Annotated in this window: 20 protein-coding genes; 9 read left to right on the forward strand and 11 right to left on the reverse strand. The window is 43.2% G+C overall.

Features of this window, described 5'->3' with window-relative positions; translation table 11 throughout:
* Positions 1-40: 40 nt before the first annotated feature.
* Positions 41-961, reverse strand: coding sequence for a dihydrodipicolinate synthase family protein (locus tag ACFS6H_RS16750; protein WP_386101562.1), 921 nt, complete (start codon positions 959-961; stop codon positions 41-43).
* 34 nt (positions 962-995) lie between these two features.
* Complete coding sequence (locus ACFS6H_RS16755) at positions 996-1,490, reverse strand: cupin domain-containing protein (RefSeq protein ID WP_386101565.1); 495 nt, start codon at positions 1,488-1,490, stop codon at positions 996-998.
* 100 nt (positions 1,491-1,590) lie between these two features.
* On the opposite strand from ACFS6H_RS16755, the gene pdxR reads away from it, so the two are divergent.
* Complete coding sequence (gene pdxR / locus ACFS6H_RS16760) at positions 1,591-3,006, forward strand: MocR-like pyridoxine biosynthesis transcription factor PdxR (protein WP_386101568.1); 1,416 nt, start codon at positions 1,591-1,593, stop codon at positions 3,004-3,006.
* 103 nt (positions 3,007-3,109) lie between these two features.
* Here pdxR and ACFS6H_RS16765 read toward each other — a convergent pair whose 3' ends face one another.
* Entirely contained in the window at positions 3,110-4,405 is a 1,296-nt protein-coding gene (locus ACFS6H_RS16765; protein WP_386101571.1) for a T9SS type A sorting domain-containing protein, read from the reverse strand.
* 385 nt (positions 4,406-4,790) lie between these two features.
* On the opposite strand from ACFS6H_RS16765, the gene ACFS6H_RS16770 reads away from it, so the two are divergent.
* Positions 4,791-5,390 carry a hypothetical protein gene (locus tag ACFS6H_RS16770; RefSeq protein ID WP_386101574.1) on the forward strand — a complete coding sequence of 200 codons (600 nt, stop codon included), beginning with the start codon at positions 4,791-4,793 and terminating at the stop codon, positions 5,388-5,390.
* Positions 5,391-5,512: 122 nt separating this feature from the next.
* On the opposite strand, the gene ACFS6H_RS16775 is transcribed toward ACFS6H_RS16770, so the two are convergent.
* Positions 5,513-6,430 (reverse strand): hydroxypyruvate isomerase family protein, encoded by a 918-nt coding sequence (locus ACFS6H_RS16775; RefSeq protein ID WP_386101577.1) that lies wholly within the window; start codon positions 6,428-6,430, stop codon positions 5,513-5,515.
* Positions 6,431-6,530: 100 nt separating this feature from the next.
* Here ACFS6H_RS16775 and ACFS6H_RS16780 point away from each other — a divergent pair, with 100 nt between their 5' ends.
* Together ACFS6H_RS16780 and ACFS6H_RS16785 are read left to right on the forward strand one after the other, a co-directional pair.
* Complete coding sequence (locus ACFS6H_RS16780) at positions 6,531-7,475, forward strand: formylglycine-generating enzyme family protein (RefSeq protein ID WP_386101580.1); 945 nt, start codon at positions 6,531-6,533, stop codon at positions 7,473-7,475.
* Positions 7,476-7,540: 65 nt separating this feature from the next.
* On the forward strand, positions 7,541-8,857 hold the full coding sequence (locus ACFS6H_RS16785; protein WP_386101583.1) for a Gfo/Idh/MocA family protein: 1,317 nt from the start codon (positions 7,541-7,543) through the stop codon (positions 8,855-8,857).
* 136 nt (positions 8,858-8,993) lie between these two features.
* On the opposite strand, the gene ACFS6H_RS16790 is transcribed toward ACFS6H_RS16785, so the two are convergent.
* From ACFS6H_RS16790 to ACFS6H_RS16800, 3 genes are all read right to left on the reverse strand, one after another.
* A complete protein-coding gene (locus ACFS6H_RS16790) occupies positions 8,994-9,182 on the reverse strand; it encodes a hypothetical protein (protein WP_386101586.1) in 189 nt (62 codons plus the stop codon).
* Entirely contained in the window at positions 9,113-9,580 is a 468-nt protein-coding gene (locus tag ACFS6H_RS16795; RefSeq protein WP_386101589.1) for an HD domain-containing protein, read from the reverse strand. The genes ACFS6H_RS16790 and ACFS6H_RS16795 overlap by 70 nt, the downstream gene beginning before the upstream one ends.
* Before the next feature lie 112 nt (positions 9,581-9,692).
* Entirely contained in the window at positions 9,693-10,673 is a 981-nt protein-coding gene (locus ACFS6H_RS16800) for a WD40 repeat domain-containing protein (protein ID WP_386101592.1), read from the reverse strand.
* A gap of 145 nt (positions 10,674-10,818) precedes the next feature.
* On the opposite strand from ACFS6H_RS16800, the gene ACFS6H_RS16805 reads away from it, so the two are divergent.
* The gene (locus ACFS6H_RS16805; RefSeq protein WP_386101595.1) at positions 10,819-12,018 is read left to right on the forward strand and encodes a TlpA family protein disulfide reductase; all 1,200 of its coding nucleotides are present in this window, start codon (positions 10,819-10,821) and stop codon (positions 12,016-12,018) included.
* Positions 12,019-12,148: 130 nt separating this feature from the next.
* Here ACFS6H_RS16805 and ACFS6H_RS16810 read toward each other — a convergent pair whose 3' ends face one another.
* Positions 12,149-12,748 carry a 5'-methylthioadenosine/S-adenosylhomocysteine nucleosidase family protein gene (locus ACFS6H_RS16810; protein ID WP_386101598.1) on the reverse strand — a complete coding sequence of 200 codons (600 nt, stop codon included), beginning with the start codon at positions 12,746-12,748 and terminating at the stop codon, positions 12,149-12,151.
* A gap of 361 nt (positions 12,749-13,109) precedes the next feature.
* Here ACFS6H_RS16810 and ACFS6H_RS16815 point away from each other — a divergent pair, with 361 nt between their 5' ends.
* From ACFS6H_RS16815 to ACFS6H_RS16825, 3 genes are all read left to right on the forward strand, one after another.
* Complete coding sequence (locus ACFS6H_RS16815) at positions 13,110-13,382, forward strand: hypothetical protein (protein WP_386101601.1); 273 nt, start codon at positions 13,110-13,112, stop codon at positions 13,380-13,382.
* 218 nt (positions 13,383-13,600) lie between these two features.
* The gene (locus ACFS6H_RS16820; protein ID WP_386101604.1) at positions 13,601-14,548 is read left to right on the forward strand and encodes a YihY/virulence factor BrkB family protein; all 948 of its coding nucleotides are present in this window, start codon (positions 13,601-13,603) and stop codon (positions 14,546-14,548) included.
* Positions 14,549-14,798: 250 nt separating this feature from the next.
* Positions 14,799-15,365, forward strand: coding sequence for a DUF4142 domain-containing protein (locus ACFS6H_RS16825; protein ID WP_386101607.1), 567 nt, complete (start codon positions 14,799-14,801; stop codon positions 15,363-15,365).
* A gap of 107 nt (positions 15,366-15,472) precedes the next feature.
* On the opposite strand, the gene ACFS6H_RS16830 is transcribed toward ACFS6H_RS16825, so the two are convergent.
* The gene (locus ACFS6H_RS16830) at positions 15,473-15,928 is read right to left on the reverse strand and encodes a PA2169 family four-helix-bundle protein (protein WP_386101610.1); all 456 of its coding nucleotides are present in this window, start codon (positions 15,926-15,928) and stop codon (positions 15,473-15,475) included.
* Between the two features lie 295 nt (positions 15,929-16,223).
* Between ACFS6H_RS16830 and ACFS6H_RS16835 the strand changes: the two genes are divergently transcribed.
* On the forward strand, positions 16,224-16,778 hold the full coding sequence (locus ACFS6H_RS16835; protein ID WP_386101613.1) for a YciE/YciF ferroxidase family protein: 555 nt from the start codon (positions 16,224-16,226) through the stop codon (positions 16,776-16,778).
* 77 nt (positions 16,779-16,855) lie between these two features.
* On the opposite strand, the gene ACFS6H_RS16840 is transcribed toward ACFS6H_RS16835, so the two are convergent.
* On the reverse strand, positions 16,856-17,659 hold the full coding sequence (locus ACFS6H_RS16840; protein ID WP_386101616.1) for a DNA alkylation repair protein: 804 nt from the start codon (positions 17,657-17,659) through the stop codon (positions 16,856-16,858).
* 61 nt (positions 17,660-17,720) lie between these two features.
* Positions 17,721-18,725 carry a TQO small subunit DoxD gene (locus ACFS6H_RS16845; RefSeq protein WP_386101619.1) on the reverse strand — a complete coding sequence of 335 codons (1,005 nt, stop codon included), beginning with the start codon at positions 18,723-18,725 and terminating at the stop codon, positions 17,721-17,723.
* Positions 18,726-18,790: the final 65 nt, after the last annotated feature.

The following is an 18,790-nucleotide window of genomic DNA, read 5'->3' on the forward strand; positions in this document are numbered from 1 at the left end:
AATTATTTTTAAGGGTTGAAATAATAAAGGAAGGAAGTGCTTAGCAGCCTGAAATAAGCTGTTGAGCCGGTATGGATCTTTCTCGGAGCGGGGAAAGTATTGTTTCCAATTCAATGACCTCCTTATCCGTCAAAGGTTTTAAAGGATTGCGTAAATGTCCGCCTTCTTCACCTAAGAGCGTTAGTCCGGCTTTTACGGCCCTTGGTAATCCTTTGGCTACAATGAACTTCAATAGATCAAATTGTTCGTAAAACAACTGTTGTGCTTTTTCCAGGTCATTCTCGCGGACTGCATCATATAAGGCTATATTAAGTGCAGGTATCAGGTTAGGCGCTGCGGTACACCAGCCATTTGCGCCGGCTGCAAATGCGGCCAAAGCAAGAGGGTTGGCTCCGTTATAAAATGCCACTTCTTCCCCCAGCTCCTTACGTAATGTGTGCATACGTTGTACATCGCCTGTACTCTCTTTGATCATGGTTACATTGGGGATCTTCAATAATCTTTTTAATAGTGCCGGAGACATATCCACACCGCTGGTTGCGGGGTTATTGTAAGCCATGATAGGTATGGATATACTGGCGGCTACCGCATCATAATGTGCTACAATTTCATCATCGGTCAGCTTCCAGTAGCTCATCGGGATGATCATGACGGCCGTTGCTCCTGCCCTTTCCGCAAACCGGGCATGGTAAATGGTCTTCTCCGTTGTAAGGTTTGAAACGCCAACCAGTGTGGGCACCCTGCCCCCTACCTGTTGTATACAGGCTTCGGTCACCGCTTCTTTCTCTTCGTCCGACAGGTAAGGTAATACACCTGTACTGCCAAGCGGGGCTATACCATGCGCGCCGGTAATCACCAAACGTTCCACCATTGTTTTGAAAAGGGCTATATCAACTTTTTCTTTTCCGGTAAACGGTGTAACCGGGTATGCGATCACCCCATGAAAAGGTATATGCTTCATTGTACTGATAAATTTAAAATGTTATAAAACGGAATTACAGATCTCTTCCTTCTTCCTCTCTTAATGCCACACCCAAATTCTGCAGTTGCGGCGCATTTTCGCAGGCTATGTATTTAGCCGGTTCGCTGTCACTGGTATTCTGGTGCCTGTGCCAGGCCCAGGAAGGAATATACACCGCATCACCTGCCTGCCATTCCACCCGCTCTCCTTCTATCTCTGTCCAGCCCTTGCCTTCTATTACATACAATACCGTTTCATAAGTATGCCGGTGGCGGTTGGTCAGCTGACCGGGCAATAATCCTCCAATGGTCATACTTACATTCTTACTGGGCAGGTCGACAAAGAAAACAGGATGTTTCCTTTCTGTGGAGAACTGGTTATGCTCACCGGCCCGTTCTACATTTTTATGAATAACATGGGAGGGCTTAACATACACCGGGCGGGCAAAGGTTTGGTGAAAATCCTTTGAACTGAACTGTTTCTGATCGGCTTGTGCTGCCGATGATGTACCTGTTACTGATGTTGACATAATTTTTAAATTTTATGGTTTACGATGTGTTTGCCGTACAAAACTATTGTAGCTTTGGACTATTACACTGATACAGTTTTTTAATAAATTGGTAGTCCAGATGCTCAGACCTTGGAAATTGGAAATACAGTTGAATTATGATTGTGATAAAGCCGTTTATTTACAGGTAGCGGATGCCATTATCGCAGACATACAATCAGGACGGTTAAAAAGAGGTACCGCCTTACCCGGAAGCCGGGCCATGGCAAAAGACCTGGCCCTCAACCGGAATACCATTGTGGAAGCCCTGAATGTATTACTGAATGAAGAATGGCTGATCGCGAAGGAAAGAAGCGGAACTTTTGTTGCTGAAACATTACCACTGTTATCCAAAAGCTACCGGCGGCATACCATCCAAACCTCTCAGGAGCCTACTAAAACTTCCTTTCGTATCAATTTTGATGATGGCTCCCCCGATAGTAAAATTGCACCTGTTGCAGCCCTGGCAAGAGCCTACCGGCAGCTTTTTAACCGGAAAGCCCGGTGGCAGATGATGGGTTATGGTAATGAAATGGGTGACCCGGAATTCAGGAAAGCGATGGCACTGATGTTAAACCTCCAGCGGGGCATGCAGCTGAACGAGGAACAACTCTGTATTACAAGAGGCAGCCAGATGGCCATGTTCCTTACCGCCCACTGCCTCTTTGAAAAAGGTGACTACGTGATGGTGGAGAACCCCGGTTATAAACCCGCCTGGAAAGCTTTTGAAAATACAGGCGCTAAACTGTTACCTGTCCGTGTAGATGAAGAAGGCCTGGTAACGGAGGATATCGTAAAGTACCTGAAAAAATATACGGTAAAGGCCCTGTATACCACACCGCATCACCAATACCCTACTACCGTTACCTTGAGTTTAAAGAGGCGGCTGGAGCTGATCCGTTTATCCAATACGCATAATTTCACGATCATAGAAGATGACTATGATAACGAGTTTCATTTTGGTTATCGCCCCATACTCCCGCTATGCAGTTACGCGGAACTGAAAAACTATGTGTATATCGGCACTATGAGCAAAGTAGTGGCGCCCGCATTACGCATCGGCTACCTGGCCAGTAAGGACAAAAGAGTCTTAGAAAAAATCAGCGCCCTTCGCAGGATCATTGATGTACAGGGCGACTCTATTATGGAACAGGCCGTTTTGCAATTGGTGCAGGATGGTACCATTAAACGTCACCTGAAAAAAGCAACCCAGTTTTATAAACTCAAACGGGATTTTGTAGCATCTGTATTAGAGAAAAAGCTTGCAGGCAAAGCCTCTTTTAATATACCGGATGGCGGCCTGGCGTTCTGGATCATACCTCACCAACCCGTGAACTGGCAATTGGCGGATAAGAAATTACAACAGAAAGGCATCCGGATACTGTTGCCGGAAAATTACAGTTATCATCAACCGGTAAACGGACTTCGCCTGGGTTATGCCAGTTTAACGGAAGAACAATTAAAGGAAGGGATCGGAGAATTGGCGAAATTGTTTTAACGGGCAAACTGATTAGCTGTATGGGATAATTTGTTTTACATCCCAATAGTTAACCGGCGCAAAACTTATTATAAAAGATTTACGCCGGTTAAGACAAGGCATATTATTTTTTCAGGATTTTATAACTCATACTTTCCCCGTTTTTGCCGGTTGCTTTGATAAGATAGGTGCCTGCCTGTAAACCGGACATATCCACCTGCACTGTACTATTAGCATTCACCGGGATCATCTTCACCTCTTGGCCGAAAGCATTTAATAATTGCAGGCTCATTCCCTGCTTTAACCCGCTTACTGACAAAGTGGAAGTAACAGGATTAGGAGAAACTGTCAGTATTTTATCATTGAAGGCCAGTTTGCTTATATTACTGTAAACAAATTTGCCGTCCTGGTCGGTTTGTTTTAAACGATACAGGTTATTGCCGTCAGCCGGTGTGTAATGTGTATAATTATACGCCAGTTTTGTACTGCTGTTACCGTTAACGGCTTTACTGTTAACGGCACCGATAGTAGTCCATTTTTCTCCATCCCTGCTATGCTCCACTTCAAACCCCTTATTGTTTTGTTCCGAAACAGTTATCCAATCCAGCAACACAGCATTATCCAGTTTAGTGGCTGTAAAATTTTCGAGCGTTACCGGTAGTACCTGCAAAGAATTGGAAAAATTATCAAAAACATAATAAGCACCCTGTGTAGGAGCAAAACTGGTAGGACCCGGCCGGAACTGTCCCATGGTCATATATTCCTCCCCTCCTACGGCCGTATACTGCAAGGTTACCTGTACCCAGGTATTTCTGGATGCTGCTCCATATACCGCTGTATTGGTTTTAGGTATCAGGGCCCGGCCACTGCCGAAATCATTTTTAAGGGAGTTATACCGCGGACTGGTATTTCCTACTGTATTGGATGCTACAGGGGCCGCAGTCGAAAATACAGCACCCAGGAAACCCTGTTCCGCATCGGGTAGATCATGATAAGTAATATCGGTGGGCGGAGGAAAACTGGAAGGGATTGTTCCGAATAAATGGGCGGTATAAAATGTGAAAGTATAGGTAACACCTGCTACCAGGGGGCTGGAAAGATGACAAGTAATATATTCTTTATAATCTGTAAATGTATTATTCAGCTCCACATAACCTCCCGCAAAACCATCACCGCTTTGGGCCACTAATTTTTCCGGCATTTTATAACCACAGGTATTATAATAATCAGGTGTTCCGGCTAATGCTCCCAATGAAGATAACCAGCCGGTTACATTATTAATAAACCTGGAGTGTTGGGCAGGGCAGGTAGTAAATAACTCAAAGTCGGGATTGGTTATATTCTGCGCATACATCCCTGAGCCTATAATAATGGTGAGAATAAAAATGATTACTCTTTTCTGCAATAAGCGTTTATGCATAATGTGTGTTTTATACGGATGTGTAGTATTGGTTTTGTGTTCTGTATATTGTCAAAGTCATTTAAAATTCTGACTCTTTTGCCTATCCATAAAAAAGCATAGGAGAAATTCAACACTGCGATAGAACAACCCCAACGCAGCATTTTTTTATTACCTGTTATATATTAATTGATACGGGCCTGATAAGTAGAGAATATTTTTTTGCATGCTGTTGATGTCGGGAGCATAATTTTTTCCACAGCAAGTTGCTGTAAAAAGAATCCGGCAGGTTATAAATGACAGTAGAAAACAGCTATCTAACTCATTGATACACTTAACACTATTTTGTCCGGCAACAGTTTGGTATAGTTTTAGATTAATCCTCTGTATCTAAAAACTTTTAATTATGAAAAAGTACTTATTAGCAGGCTCAGTATTAGCAGCAGTTTTATTTGCGGGTAAAGATTCAATTGGTCAGACAGGCGGGTTGTACAAAAACACGTTAAAAGTAGGTGTATCCGGTGGTGTGGCTGTTCCCAACAATAACGTGGGCGGAACAGTAGGCCTTGACCTGAACTACCAGTACCTGGTGACTAACCATTTTGGTGTGGGTGTGGCCTCTGGTTACCAGCATTATTTTGGCAAAGAAAATAAATTAGGCAGTACAACGATCGATAATAACAGCGCAGGCGTAATACCGGTTGCAGCATTATTGCGTTACTATCCTAAAGCAGCGGGTATTTATGCCGGTGCCGACCTTGGTTACGGTTTTGTAGTAGGCGATGACAGGGTGGCCGAAGGTATTAATGTAAGCCGGCCCGACGGTGGTTTTTATATCAGGCCACAGGTAGGTTATCACAACAGGAACTGGAACTTTTTTGTACACTATTCCAAATTATTCACCCCCAGCGATCACAATATTACCCTGAACAATGAGGTTCAAAAATATAACCTGGGTAATATTGGTGTTGGTGTGCAATACAATATCGGATTGGGTTATAAATAATAAATAACAGTTTCAATAAAGAGTTGATACGCATTGTATCAACTCTTTATTCATTATAACACTTAACATTTTATCATAAAAAAAGTAACGCAAACCTGCCGGTTTAATATAACAGCTTGGTACTATACAAAACTATCCACTTCGCGATAGGCCTGTACTAATCTTTCCTCTCCTTCTTTACCTTGTTTGGACATACCATGCTCCATACCGATAATACCTTTATACCCTTTCTCATATAAAAACTTAAATACGTTTTTATAATTTACCTCGCCCGTAGTGGGCTCTTTACGACCCGGGTTATCACCCACCTGTATATAGGGAATTTCATCCCAGCACATTTCAAGATTTTTAATCAGGTTGCCTTCATTCTTTTGCAGGTGATAGGCATCGTATAATATTTTACAGCTGGGACTATTCACCGCTTTACAGATCTCATAGGTCTGCGTTGAGTACCGCAGGAAAAGATCAGGCGTGTCACTCAAAGGTTCCAGTACCATAACAATACCATGGGGTTCCAATATCTCCGCACCACGGCGCAGGGCTTCCACCACGTTCGCGGTCTGGATAGCCAGCGGCAGGCTTTTATCAAAATCACCCGGTACTACGGTTACCCATTTGGCATTACACCGTTTGGCCACTTCAACCGACTTGCGGCAGCCTTCTAAAAAAATATCCACATGCTCCTTCTTTTTTGCAGCCAGCGTATTAGCCCCGTTACCACCTTTAGGTACCACAAATACACCCATCCGCATGCCCAGCTTAGCAAGGGTCTCCCCAATTTTAGTTTGTTGTTCCACGGAGCGGCCGGCCATCCCGTTATCTTCAATTGACCGGAAACCCAGGTCATACATATACCTGATCTGGTCAATAAAATCTTTTCCGCCGCTGGTTGCAAACATGCCATCGTGCGGTGCATAATCCAGGTGAAAAGGTTGTCCTTTAGCCTGCGAAAAAGTATTGACCGTTGCTCCGGTACCGGTGGCGAGGGCCAGCGCACCTGTTCCGAACAGCGTATTTTTTAAGAATGATCTGCGTTGCATGGTTGAATATTTTCAGGGAAAATAACAAAATTTCCCCAACATGCCTGAGCAATCGTTTGTGTAAAAACCGTTCTCATTCATTTTTATATATCTTTAAACCATGTATAAAAACGTGTTGCTTTTTACCGGTGTTTTCATAACAATAACAGCCAGTAGTCAAAACCGTGCATTTGAGAAATATGAACAGGTTATTCCGGGTAGTTCCGTAAAATTTGAAATGGTTCCTGTGAAAGCCGGCAGTTTTATAATGGGCAGTAAGCCTTCCAAACAGGCCGATGAAAAACCTGAGCACCCCGTTCAGCTCAGCGCTTTCTGGATGGGCGCCAAAGAAGTAACGCACGATGAATTTGCCTTATACCTTAACGATGAGACCTATGCCGAGAACAGTGATGTGGATGCCATCTCCCGCCCTTCCCGTCCTTATATTGAAATGACATTGGGTATGGGAAAAGAAGGCGGCTTCCCTGCCAACAGTATGAAACAACGCGGGGCTATTATGTATTGTAAATGGCTGTATGAAAAAACCGGTGTGTTTTACCGCCTGCCTACGGAGGCCGAATGGGAATATGCCTGCAAAGCAGGTTCTACCACGGTTTATCCTTTCGGGAATGACAGTGCACAGTTAAAGGATTACGCCTGGTATGCTGCCAACAGTGGCGACCGTTACCATAAAGTTGGTCTCAAAAAACCCAATGCCTGGGGCTTATATGATATGCTGGGCAATGTGCAGGAATGGGTATTGGATCAGTATGATGCCAATACTTACCAGGAACAACAGAAAAACAATATCGATCCCGTTCGTGTTCCCACCAGCAAACATCCGCTGGTAGTACGTGGCGGTGATTATAACGATGCTGCGGACATGCTACGCAGCGCCAACCGTGAGCAGTCCGATCTTATATGGAACCGCCGCGATCCGCAGATACCTAAAAGTAAATGGTGGAATGCCGATGCACCCTTTGTTGGCTTCAGGCTGGTATGCCCGCTTAAACAACCTACCAAAGAGGAAGCCGAGCAATTTTTTGAGAAGTATTTAAACCTGTAAACACTGTTATTACCCTGGCCATCTAAAAACAATCATCATAAAATACAAATACCAAAACTCCCAAAATGGACAATAAAACATCCCGCAGAAAATTTGTACAGCAAACATCACTGATAGCCGGCGGACTGATCGCCGCACCTTTTTTAGGAAATGCCAATTTCTTTTCCGGTGCAGCCGGAACCATTAAAGTGGCGTTGATCGGTTGTGGCGGACGTGGTACCGGTGCAGCCATACAGGCTTTAAGCACCAAACAGAATGTACAGCTGGTAGCCATGGCCGATGCCTTCAAAGACCGCCTGGACAGCTGTTATAAAGCTATTACAGGCAACCTTGCCGAATCAGGCATTGACAAAAACAAAGTAAATGTACCGGAAGACCGGAAGTTTACCGGCTTTGATGCGTATGAAAAAGCCATACCCCTGGCCGATGTGGTTATTCTGACCACCCCTCCGGGTTTTCGTCCCATTCATTTTGAAACGGCCATCAAACTGGGCAAACATGTGTTTATGGAAAAGCCGGTAGCGACTGATCCGGCGGGTATAAAAAAAGTATTGGACACCGCGGCAATAGCCAAACAAAAAAAACTGAACGTAGTGGTAGGCTTGCAGAGACGTTACCAAAACTCTTACCTGGAATTGTATAAAAGAAAAGACCTGATCGGTGATATTACTTCTGCGCAGGCCTGGTGGAATAATGACGGCGTATGGGTAAAAGAACGTCAGCCCGGGCAAACCGAAATGGAATACCAGATGCGTAACTGGTATTATTTTAACTGGCTTTGCGGCGATCATATTGTAGAACAGCATGTACATAATATTGATGTGATCAACTGGTTCAAGGGCGGATACCCGGTTAAAGCCCAGGGCATGGGCGGCCGCCAGGTACGTACCGATAAAAAATATGGCGAGATATACGATCACCATTACGTAGAGTTCCATTATGCCGATGGTTCTATCATGAACAGCCAGTGCCGTCATATACCACGTACCATGAGTAAGGTAGATGAGCTGATCATTGGCACCAAAGGAAAAATTTACGGCGATGCTGCAGTTATTAAAGACAATAAGGGCAATACCATTTTTGCCTTTGATAAAAAAGGCGAGAATAATCCTTACCAGGCGGAACATGATGAGCTGTTTGCCGCTATTGCCAAAGGCGAATACAAATTTGCCGATGCAGAACATGGCGCCAAAAGCACCCTTACCGGCATCATAGGCCGCATGGCCACTTACAGTGGCCAGGTGATCGATTTTGAGAAAGCATTAACCAGCGGCCTGGACATCATGCCCAAAGAATACAGTTTTACTGCCGCCCCACCCGTTTTACCAAATGATGATGGCAGTTACCCCATCGCAATGCCGGGCAAGACCAAATATTTTTAACCCTCATATCATTCATGATAATAGTAAAAGCTGTCTCGTAAGAGGCAGCTTTTTTTACAGGCACCAAGCGACAGAAATAATAAAGCCGCGGCAGAACCGGCGGCTTTACGCTGAACAGCGTCTTATACCTTATATCCTATTCTTTCCTTAAAATACCTTTTGCCACTCCTTCATTGATAAGGCCCTCGGCATATTCCCATATTACAGCAGAGCCTTTATTAATGGCGCTTTTTTTAGCATATACCTTTTCATAATTTACACCGGGCTCATTCCAGGTACCACCGTTATTGGAACTATTTTGCAACAATGGCTCCAGCCGGTCCATGGCTTTTGCGAAACGGGCTTCTTTTGTTTCACCTGCCTCAAACTCCTAGCGATCAGTTCTTCTGCCTGTTCTTTGGGTAGCAATCCAAAGATCCTGCCGGCCGCTAACCTTTCCTCCTCCGTATTGGTATGATCCTTCTGCGTATCGTAAATAAAGGTATCGCCTGCGTCAATCTCCACAATATCATGGATCAGTACCATCTTCACTACTTTTAAAATGTCAACCGGTTCATTGGCATGTTCTGCCAGTACAATAGCCATTAAAGCCAGGTGCCAGCTATGTTCCGCATCGTTCTCATTCCGGTCACTGTTGAACAGTTTTGTTTTACGCTGGATATACTTTAGCTTATCAATTTCCTTGATAAAAGTTATTTGTTTTACTAATTGTGCTGCAGTCATGATACGCTGAATTGTACAGGAAATATTTACCGGCAAAGATAGTTCATCAGTCAGCAATCATCCTCCCGGACTGTTGCATTCAACCTGCTTTAAAAAATATAATTGCGAATAATTATTTTGCCTTACCCCGAATCACCTGCAGCAGTTTTCCTTCTTTATTCCAAAGCATGATGTCACCCGAAAACCCTGCTGTAAGGATCATATTGCTTTTATGATCCCAGTCTATACCCCACCAACTATTTTCCTCTTTTGTCTCGTTTAATAATTTCCCGTTTCTGTCCCAGATGCGAAAGCGGTCACTGGCGGTGGCAAGGTATTGACCGCTTAGGTCCCATTCCAGGTTCCTGATCTCGCCTTTACTGCCCTTTACTGTTTTAATCAGCGTACCATCTGTTTTCCAGAACTGTAACAGGGTAGCAATACCCTCCTCGGCCTGTCCATAATCACCACTGACAAAAAAATCCCCTGAAGGGTGCCATCTTACGGCCAATACACCGGTATTTTCTTTTCTATGCTTTATGACTTTATGCGTAATACCGGTAGTATCAGCTATACGAATATCATCGCCACTGACCACCAGCAGGTTTTTGAACGGATGCCAGTCCAAAGAAAAATAACTGTTCTCATCCTGTTTTTTAATGGTTCTCAACAATGCGCCTTTCGCATTCCATATTTTTATCAGTCCTGCATTATCCGCCGTAGCCAATAACTGTCCGTTAAAATTCCAACTCACTGCCCTGGCTCCATCCGGAATATCCAATTGGGTGAACGCATTGTCTTCAATATGCAATATCCCGTTCACATTACCGCCTGTGGTCACAGCCAATATATTTTTGTTTTGCGGATGCCAGCTGATATTACGGATCATCGCAGTAAAGGCATAGGCCTTTAACAATTGCATATTGCCCGCACTATAAATACGCAATAGTTTATCGTCTCCGCCCACAGCAAAAACTTCATCATCAAAACGACGGTCCAGGGTCAAGGTACCTTCCGGTTTTATATTACGGGCTGTATCTGGTGACATAACCCTCTGACCATTCACCAGGCTAAAAGGTAATACCGATATAAGGATAATGAGTAAATATTTCATTGATCTAATTTACAATAAGCGCTTCATAAAATACCAGCTAATATTGAATAGGTACCTGTGAAGTATAAAACCTGTTGCGGATTCTCAAAAATTTAACAACCGGCTAAACGTTTAATCCGGTAAATTTATCGGCAAATAACTATTTATGAGATATTACACACTTGCTGTTATAAGTATTCTTTTGTTTGCTGCCAGCGTTTCTGCTCAAAAGAAAATCATCATCAATGGTCAGGTAAAAGGCGTGGAAGAAAACACTAAGTTTTTTTTAATGAAACAGGATGGTAATGTAGGCATTGGCGTATCAAAAGATAGTGTAATAAATGGCCGTTTCCGGATCGAGTATACACCTGAGGAAGAAGGAACAGAGCAATACGCCCTGATGGCGTCAGGCACAGGGTTTCCCTCGATGAGCCTAAAAATATGGGCCAAGGCCGGCACCACCGTTACCGTTGAAGGCAACGACAAATTAATATATACCTGGAAAGTAAAAAGTAATATTCCCGAACAAAAAGAATGGGCCTATTTTATCAATGCCAATAAAAAAGACTGGACGGAGTACCAGCAACTTTCCACACAGAGAAGCGCCCTTATTGATCAATACAGGGATGATAAAACGTCCAAAGACGAACGTAAAACCTTAAAAAAAAGAATGGATGCCATAGACAGCCTTTCTAACATTGTTGATTACAAAATACAAAAAAACAACCTGGCCTTTTTACAAAAAGGTAATATAACGCCGGTCCGTTTAGAAGTACTGACATCAATAGCGAATGGTATTAAATGGAATGGTACCGAAGAATTCAGGCCTGCCGTACAAAAAATGTACAGCAGCCTTGGGGCAGACCTGAAGAATAGCCCTGACGGCCAGAAGATCTCCCTGGTGCTGAATCCGCCAAAAGTAATAAAGGTAGGTCAACCCATGTATGATACTTTACTAAAAGACATGGCAGGAAAATCCTATCGCCTGGCCGATTTTAAAGGCAAATATATTTTACTGGACTTCTGGAGTTTTGGTTGTGGTCCCTGCCATGCCTCTGTTCCGGAAATGAAAGAGATACATGAAAAGCTAAAGGACCGGCTGGCCATTGTTGGCCTGAGCAGCGATACCAGGAAAATATGGGAAAAAGCTACCGAGGCTTTTAAAATGACCTGGTATAACCTGACTGATGGTAATGAAGACCGGGGTATCTATGCACAATACGGTGTAGACGGCATTCCCAATTATGTATTAATTGATCCGGAAGGTACGGTAAAAGCAAGCTGGACCGGTTATGGAGAAGGAAGTCTGAAAGAAAAGATCACCACCTATACAGGCTTTACTTTTTCCGATGAGCCCCAAAAATAACCAACCAAACATCCTATGCTGTTGGGGTTAATCCTCAGGATGGGATCAGTTCAAGGATAAAATACCCCGGCAGTTCCAGCTACCGGGGTATTTTATTTTATATACTGTTGTTGAAGCGAAAAAGCAAAGTTTACAAACAAACGCCGGAACTTACCTTCAAAATACGGCCATAGGCCAATGCTGCCAGGTGTACCTGTACATTCCAGTCCTCTGCTGCATTATCATCAGCCCCGTCCGATATATATTTTAAACTGAGAAAAGGAATATTTTCTTTCATGGCGATCATCGCCAGGGCATACCCTTCCATATCCACTACGTTGTAAATACTATTAACATGCGCCATTTCAAAACTATCGCCGGTACCACAAATTCCCTGTCGCAGGCCTTCCAGTTCCAAACCATATTCCAGCAGTACCGGTAAACCGGACAAAGGTGTTTCGTATAAGGCAAAGCCCAGTCCCCTTACGTCCATATCACGCTGTATAAATTTGTTACAGCAGACCACCTCACCTCTTTGAAAATAATTACTGCCGGCAGAACCAAGGTTTACAATAAGAGCAGGCCTTTGCGCCGCAATGCTTTTGGTCAGCTCATAAGCAGCATTCACTTTTCCAATGCCGGTAATTAAAGTGTTATAGGGTTCAAATACATCTGCGGCTTCTGAGGCCAGGGCAAAAGTAAACAGGACATTTTCAATGGGAAAACTTTGTCCGCCTGCGGTAATAGTCATTTTGTATCTTGTATTTACATAACAAAGATGCAAATATACAACAAGGATGCCTGTGTTTTCAGCAACCTTGTTATACCAAAATACAGGAAGGTTTTAGGTTTGCAAGATACTCATGATCACCTTGGATCAGCATCATCTACATAATCTTTGATGCTTAGGCTGAATGTTATGCGTTTATTCCGATTACCATTAGAAAAAGTGAAGTTTCATTCAGCCCTTTAGTAAAAACCCCTACAAAAATCAATAAATCACCTATATGTTTTTATACATGAGGTTGTTTTTTTATATTTGGTAACATTGCTGATTTAAGTGATGAATTTCGCCAACCGGACTAACGTTATCAACCCAAAAACTAATAAGCATGCAAGCCTCCTCTACCCTTGAACAAAAAAAAGTACTCGTAGCCAGATTGATCAAAGAATTATCGGATGAAAGTGAAGAGCTAAGAGAGGCCCTGGACATCCGTGATATTTTATTGTTCCGTTCATTCCGCCTGTCTCACCCACAATTCTTCCACCATGAAAACAGCGATGAGCCTGTTTGTCTCGACTCACTGAAACAATCTTTTAAGGAATACCTGTTAACGCTGTCAAGGATGGGTTTCTTAACCTATTACCTGGACGAAAAGCAATAACCCAAACAAATGAACAGAAAGCACGAGATACAGCAATCCCGTGCTTTTTTTGTTAACCCCTAACGCTACCTTACACCTCCTACCCTATACCTTATACCCTATACTCCCATCTCTTTGGTATATTATTTGAACCACATGAACATTGCAATACCCGGCAGATCAATGGTCTTTTGGGAACAGGCACTTTACCAATCCTCATTTTTGAAAAATCTTCCGGTATGGGTCGCGAAAAAATAACATTCAGGGGTATCTGGGAAGTCATTAAAGAAACATTTAAAGGGTTTTCCAAAGACAAGGTGACCAAGTTAAGCGGCTCACTGGCCTATTATACTGTTTTTTCCATGGGTCCTTTGCTGGTGGTCATTATTGCCTTATGCGGGCTATTCCTGCAGAAAGAAGCCATTGAAAACAAAATATATTTTATACTGGAGGACTTTGTAGGCAGTGATACAGCCATCCAGTTACAGGAGATCATCCGGAATGCGGGGGTTGGGGACAAAGGTACCATTGCCGCAATAACAGGTGTTGTGATTTTACTGGTGGGCGCTACCACGGTCTTTGCAGAGATACAGGATTCCATTAATGCTATCTGGGGGTTGAAGCCCAAACCCAAACGCGGCCTGTTGAAAATGCTGCGTAACCGTTTCCTGTCCTTTTCCGTGATCATCAGCCTGGGGTTTCTCTTACTCGTGTCACTGGCTGTTACCGGTATCATCGAAAGCCTGAGCACCCGTTTACAGGCGAGGTTCCCCGATATAGCTGTCACCGTATTTTATATCATCAACCTGGTGCTTACTATATGTATCTGTACACTGATCTTTGGTGTCATATTTAAAGTATTACCGGATGCCCGCATTAAATGGAAGGATGTGCTTGCCGGGGCCCTGATCACAACGGTACTGTTCATGATCGGTAAGTTTGCCATCTCCCTGTATATTTCACAAACAAAAGTAGGCAGTACATACGGCGCTGCCGGCTCCCTGGTTGTGCTGCTGGTATGGGTGTACTATTCCTCTATCATCCTGTATATTGGTGCTGAGTTTACAAAGGCCTACGCTATAAAATATGGTGATGCCATTCATCCCAACGATTATGCAGTGACCACTAAAGAAATAACGGTTGAAGCAGGTAAAGAAACAATACAGGAAGTAGCAGAAAAGTCGTGATAGATTTTCATTGTTACAACATCAAACGTCAATCATAATACGTGGTTACACTTAGTTATACAGCATTTACTACACTTTTACATAATATTTTTTGGAAAAACTCAAATAACCACCCTCTTTAAAATATTCTCAACCGATTCTTCGTACCTTGTTTGTATTCCACATTTTTATCTTATTGTACAATTGGTTCCGCTCAGGGGATAATAAAATTCCCTTGTACTTTAATTTTTGTTCATTTAAAATCCGGTGTATGCAAGGATCAATACTCTTCCTGGGATTTACCCTGCTAGTTTTGCCTGCCTGCAGTGAGTTGCCCGACTGGAGCAAAAATAAAAATGGTGATGTTGCTACTGAGCACGAGTTCAGTAACAACGAAACAGAGGCAGCAGTAAATACCAGTAAATTTTTAGCACAGATAGCCGCTTACAGTGCCAGCGAAATGAAAGTAGGACAACTGGCCGAAAAACGGGCTACGCGGAATTCGGTCAAAGATTTTGCTGCGGAGATGGTACATTCCCAACGTGGCGTTAACGCTGCAGTCAAACAACTGGAACAACAAATACAGATCAATATAGCAGCCTTGCCATCCCCCGACAATAAACCTGTTCCCATAGCATTTAACACTAAAAAACGTACAGGTTTTGACAGGGCTTTTATGGACGCCGTTATTACTAACCATAAAAAAGCCATTGAGTTGCTGGTAGGTGCAACAGGAGAAAATATTGACCTGGATATTAAGATATTGATTACCGAAGTATTACCACAGCTACAGGTCCACCTGGTGCAGGCAGAAACAATCCGCAATGAACTGCCATAAAGCATAAATTATCGGTTATTATTTACGGGGCGTATATAATACCCTTAATTTAAAAGCATGACAATATTGTCATGCTTTTTTATCAATATACCTGAAAAGAAAATCATTTACCGCGCTGCATCCCTTAAGGCTTTTATTTCATTGTGTGAGCTCAGTAATTCCTGCTTTTGTTTTGCGATCAATACTTTTGTTTCCGGCATCACCTCCTCATCATTCAAAGCCATCTGGTAAGCTCGTTGTGCCGCATCTTCACCAGCTTCGCAATTGCTTAATACGGTTTTCCTGTCACCACCGGTAAACACTGCTTTTACATCCATCCAGGCCCTGTATAACTTACCGGCTAAAGTAGACCCTTCTGCTACTTTGCCACCGTAAGAGGCCACCATGGCCGCCAGATCGGCCTTATACTTACCACTTTCAGCGATCATTTTTGTAAACAGTATTTTCAGATCACCGTCAAGGTTATCGCCCAACTCATCAATTGCTTTTTCATAACCTGCAATCCGGTCATTATTAATTTGTATAAGATCATTGAGTGCTTCAATACATGCTTCGTGTGCCATAATATTTATATTTTATAGTTGAAGAATATTCATTAAAAAACAATTAGTGTGCCAAGGGAGCATTATGAATAATAACGCCGCCTTTATTCACTGGCAGGTTCCTGTTTTTTCATCTGGTCTTAAGCAAGTGGCAAACTAATATATCCTATTGCAGGAAGTTGCTGATAGTAAAGCGGAACTAAACATGAAACATATAAGGATCAACCACTTCTTTAAATAGTTAATAACATATCGCTTGAATACCCGGTATTGGCACTGTTTTGTGTACATGTACCAGTAACATTAAAACTTTTTTATGGCAACGGTAAAAAAATCAACCAAAGAATCAGCTTCTAAAGGAAGTTCGGCCCAGGGCAATACACAACTGGAAAAATATTTTGAAGATGCATTAAAAGATATATACTGGGCAGAGAAACATTTAACGAAGGAACTTCCGAAAATGCAAAAGGCCGCAACAACGGAAGCGTTACAGGGCGCCATTGAAGAACACCTGGCACAAACGGAAGAACATGTAAGCCGCCTGGAACAGGTATTTGAGATGCTGGGTAAAAAGGCCCAGGGCAAGAAATGTGAGGCAATGGAAGGCCTTACCAAAGAAGGCGCTGCTGTTATTGAAGAAACAGAAGCAGGCAGCATGACCCGTGACGTAGGTATCATTATGGCCGCACAAAAAGTAGAACATTATGAGATAGCAACTTATGGCGGACTGGTCAGTCTTGCCAATACCCTGGGTTACCAGGAGATCAGCGATATCCTGGCAGAGACACTGGAAGAAGAAAAACAAACGGATGAAGATTTAACGGTTATTGCCGAGAACAGTATTAACTGGGAGGCGGAACAAGAGCAATAATATGAAACAGGAAGAATAAATAAAGAGGGGCCGGTGTTTGCAACCTGCCCCTTTTTAACCGTACTATAACCTCATAATTACTGCTGCAGCGTACGCAAGGCTTTTTTAATAATGTATGTAGTAGCTTTCGTATCACTTTCCTTTCTCCACTTATCACAGAGCTGCTGCACAAATACAGGTTTTGTTTTACTGGCATCGTTCAGCCAGTTGCCCACACTATCCTGTACATATTTGGCCGGGTCATTTTTCAAAGGCTCCAATAGCGGCAGGCCGAGTTCAGGTGATTGTTTTAATATTTCAATATGTTCGCACCATACCCCACGGGGCCTCGTAGATTCAGTGGCAAATCTGCGTACATTTTCATCCGGATGACTGGCCCACGCTTTAAGCAATGCGATACTCTTTTCAATATCAGCCGCTATCTTAGGCCTCACCGCCAGCCAGCTGATCTCCCTTACCCCAAAATGTTTATCAGCCGCAAAGGGTTGTATCTGTGCCAGTACTTTTTCAATACCAAGTTTTTCATTTTTTCCAATGGTATAAGTTGCCCAGCAACGCACCAGGTCGGCAGGATGATTCCCCAGTGATTGTAAAAAAATATTGTCCTTCTGTTTTATTGCCAGCTCAAACAAGCCCGTACCGATGGCCTCATTAATGGTGTTCACCGTTTGTTTGGGCAGCTGGTCAATCTTTTCCAACACCGGCGCTAAATATGCGGCCCTGTCGTTTTGCTGCAACAGGTGCTTTAACAGCACCCGCTGGTCTACTGCCAGCCACTCCACCAGGTTGGCCGTTTCTATCAGGCCGCTATCCAGTTGTTGTTTAATGGCCGGTGTAATATCTTTTGCAGACCGGGCTCCTTTTCTTTTAACTGTAGTCATATTGTACCTTAGGTTTACAGGTTAATTACCAGGCCGCGAAGTTCGCGTATATCCTTTTGGTTTACCGAACAATTTTGTGTGTCCATATCGCCCCGCTTATATCCAGCAGCTCCACTCTATAAACGCCTTTTAATGGCCGCAAAATATCATTCTTAAAAACAAGTTCAGCCTTTGCGCCCAAAGGCAATACCAGACTGTGTTTACCGGCTTTCACCTTTGCTACATATTCATTTTTAATCTGCGCTTCAGTCAATGCGGCCAGTTGTTCCTGCGTCTGTTCAAAAACAATATTCCCTTTTTCATCTTTCAGCTTTATACCAATCAGGAAAGAACCGTATACATCCGCCCCTTCGTCCCTGAACACCGTAAACAGCAAACTATCATTTACCATACGGCCATCACTAATGTTTACATGTGGCTTTACTGACGGGTTATGCAAACGGCCATACACCCCGCCATGAAAATACTGGTTGGTAAACAAGGTAAGTGTGATGATGATTACAGAGCCAATGAGCACAACGCGTGACAACTGTTTTTCCTTTAACAGCAATGCACCGGAACCGATCCATATGCCCCAGTTCTTGTTCATCCTGTTTTTCCGCTGTAAACAGTTGTCAACCGAATACTTTCCGCCACCCGTAAGAAAAATAGTAAAGCCAGCTGCCACACCTAATACACCAATCTGCCATTCATCCAGGCAGGTGGTACCCAGCCACCCGGCTCCCAATAAAATACCCAGGGCCAGTCCAAATACACCTATACTCATTAATCTTGTCCATAAGCCCAGCATAAACAATAACCCAACCACACCTTCCATAATAGTAAATACCAGCATGGCCCACCAAAGACTTTCAGGATTACTCACCAGGTTTTCTATTAGTGGTTTTATGCCTAAGGCATTAGGTAAAAAATGATTGAATTTTTCTCCGATATAACCCGCCTCATCGGGATTTAATTTATTTTCCAGGACAAGCCTTCTCCAGAAGGCCGAAAAATAGGTCCAGCCGGTTACCCAACGCAAGCCCGTTGTAAACATACCGGCCACCTGGTATGTTTGCGTATGCATTATACACTGTTTAATTGTTTGATAATAAAATATACCCCACTGCTACCATTGCTTATAACAGTGAG

Origin of the sequence: Terrimonas rubra (assembly GCF_042686025.1) — a bacterium.
GTDB lineage: Bacteria > Bacteroidota > Bacteroidia > Chitinophagales > Chitinophagaceae > Terrimonas > Terrimonas rubra.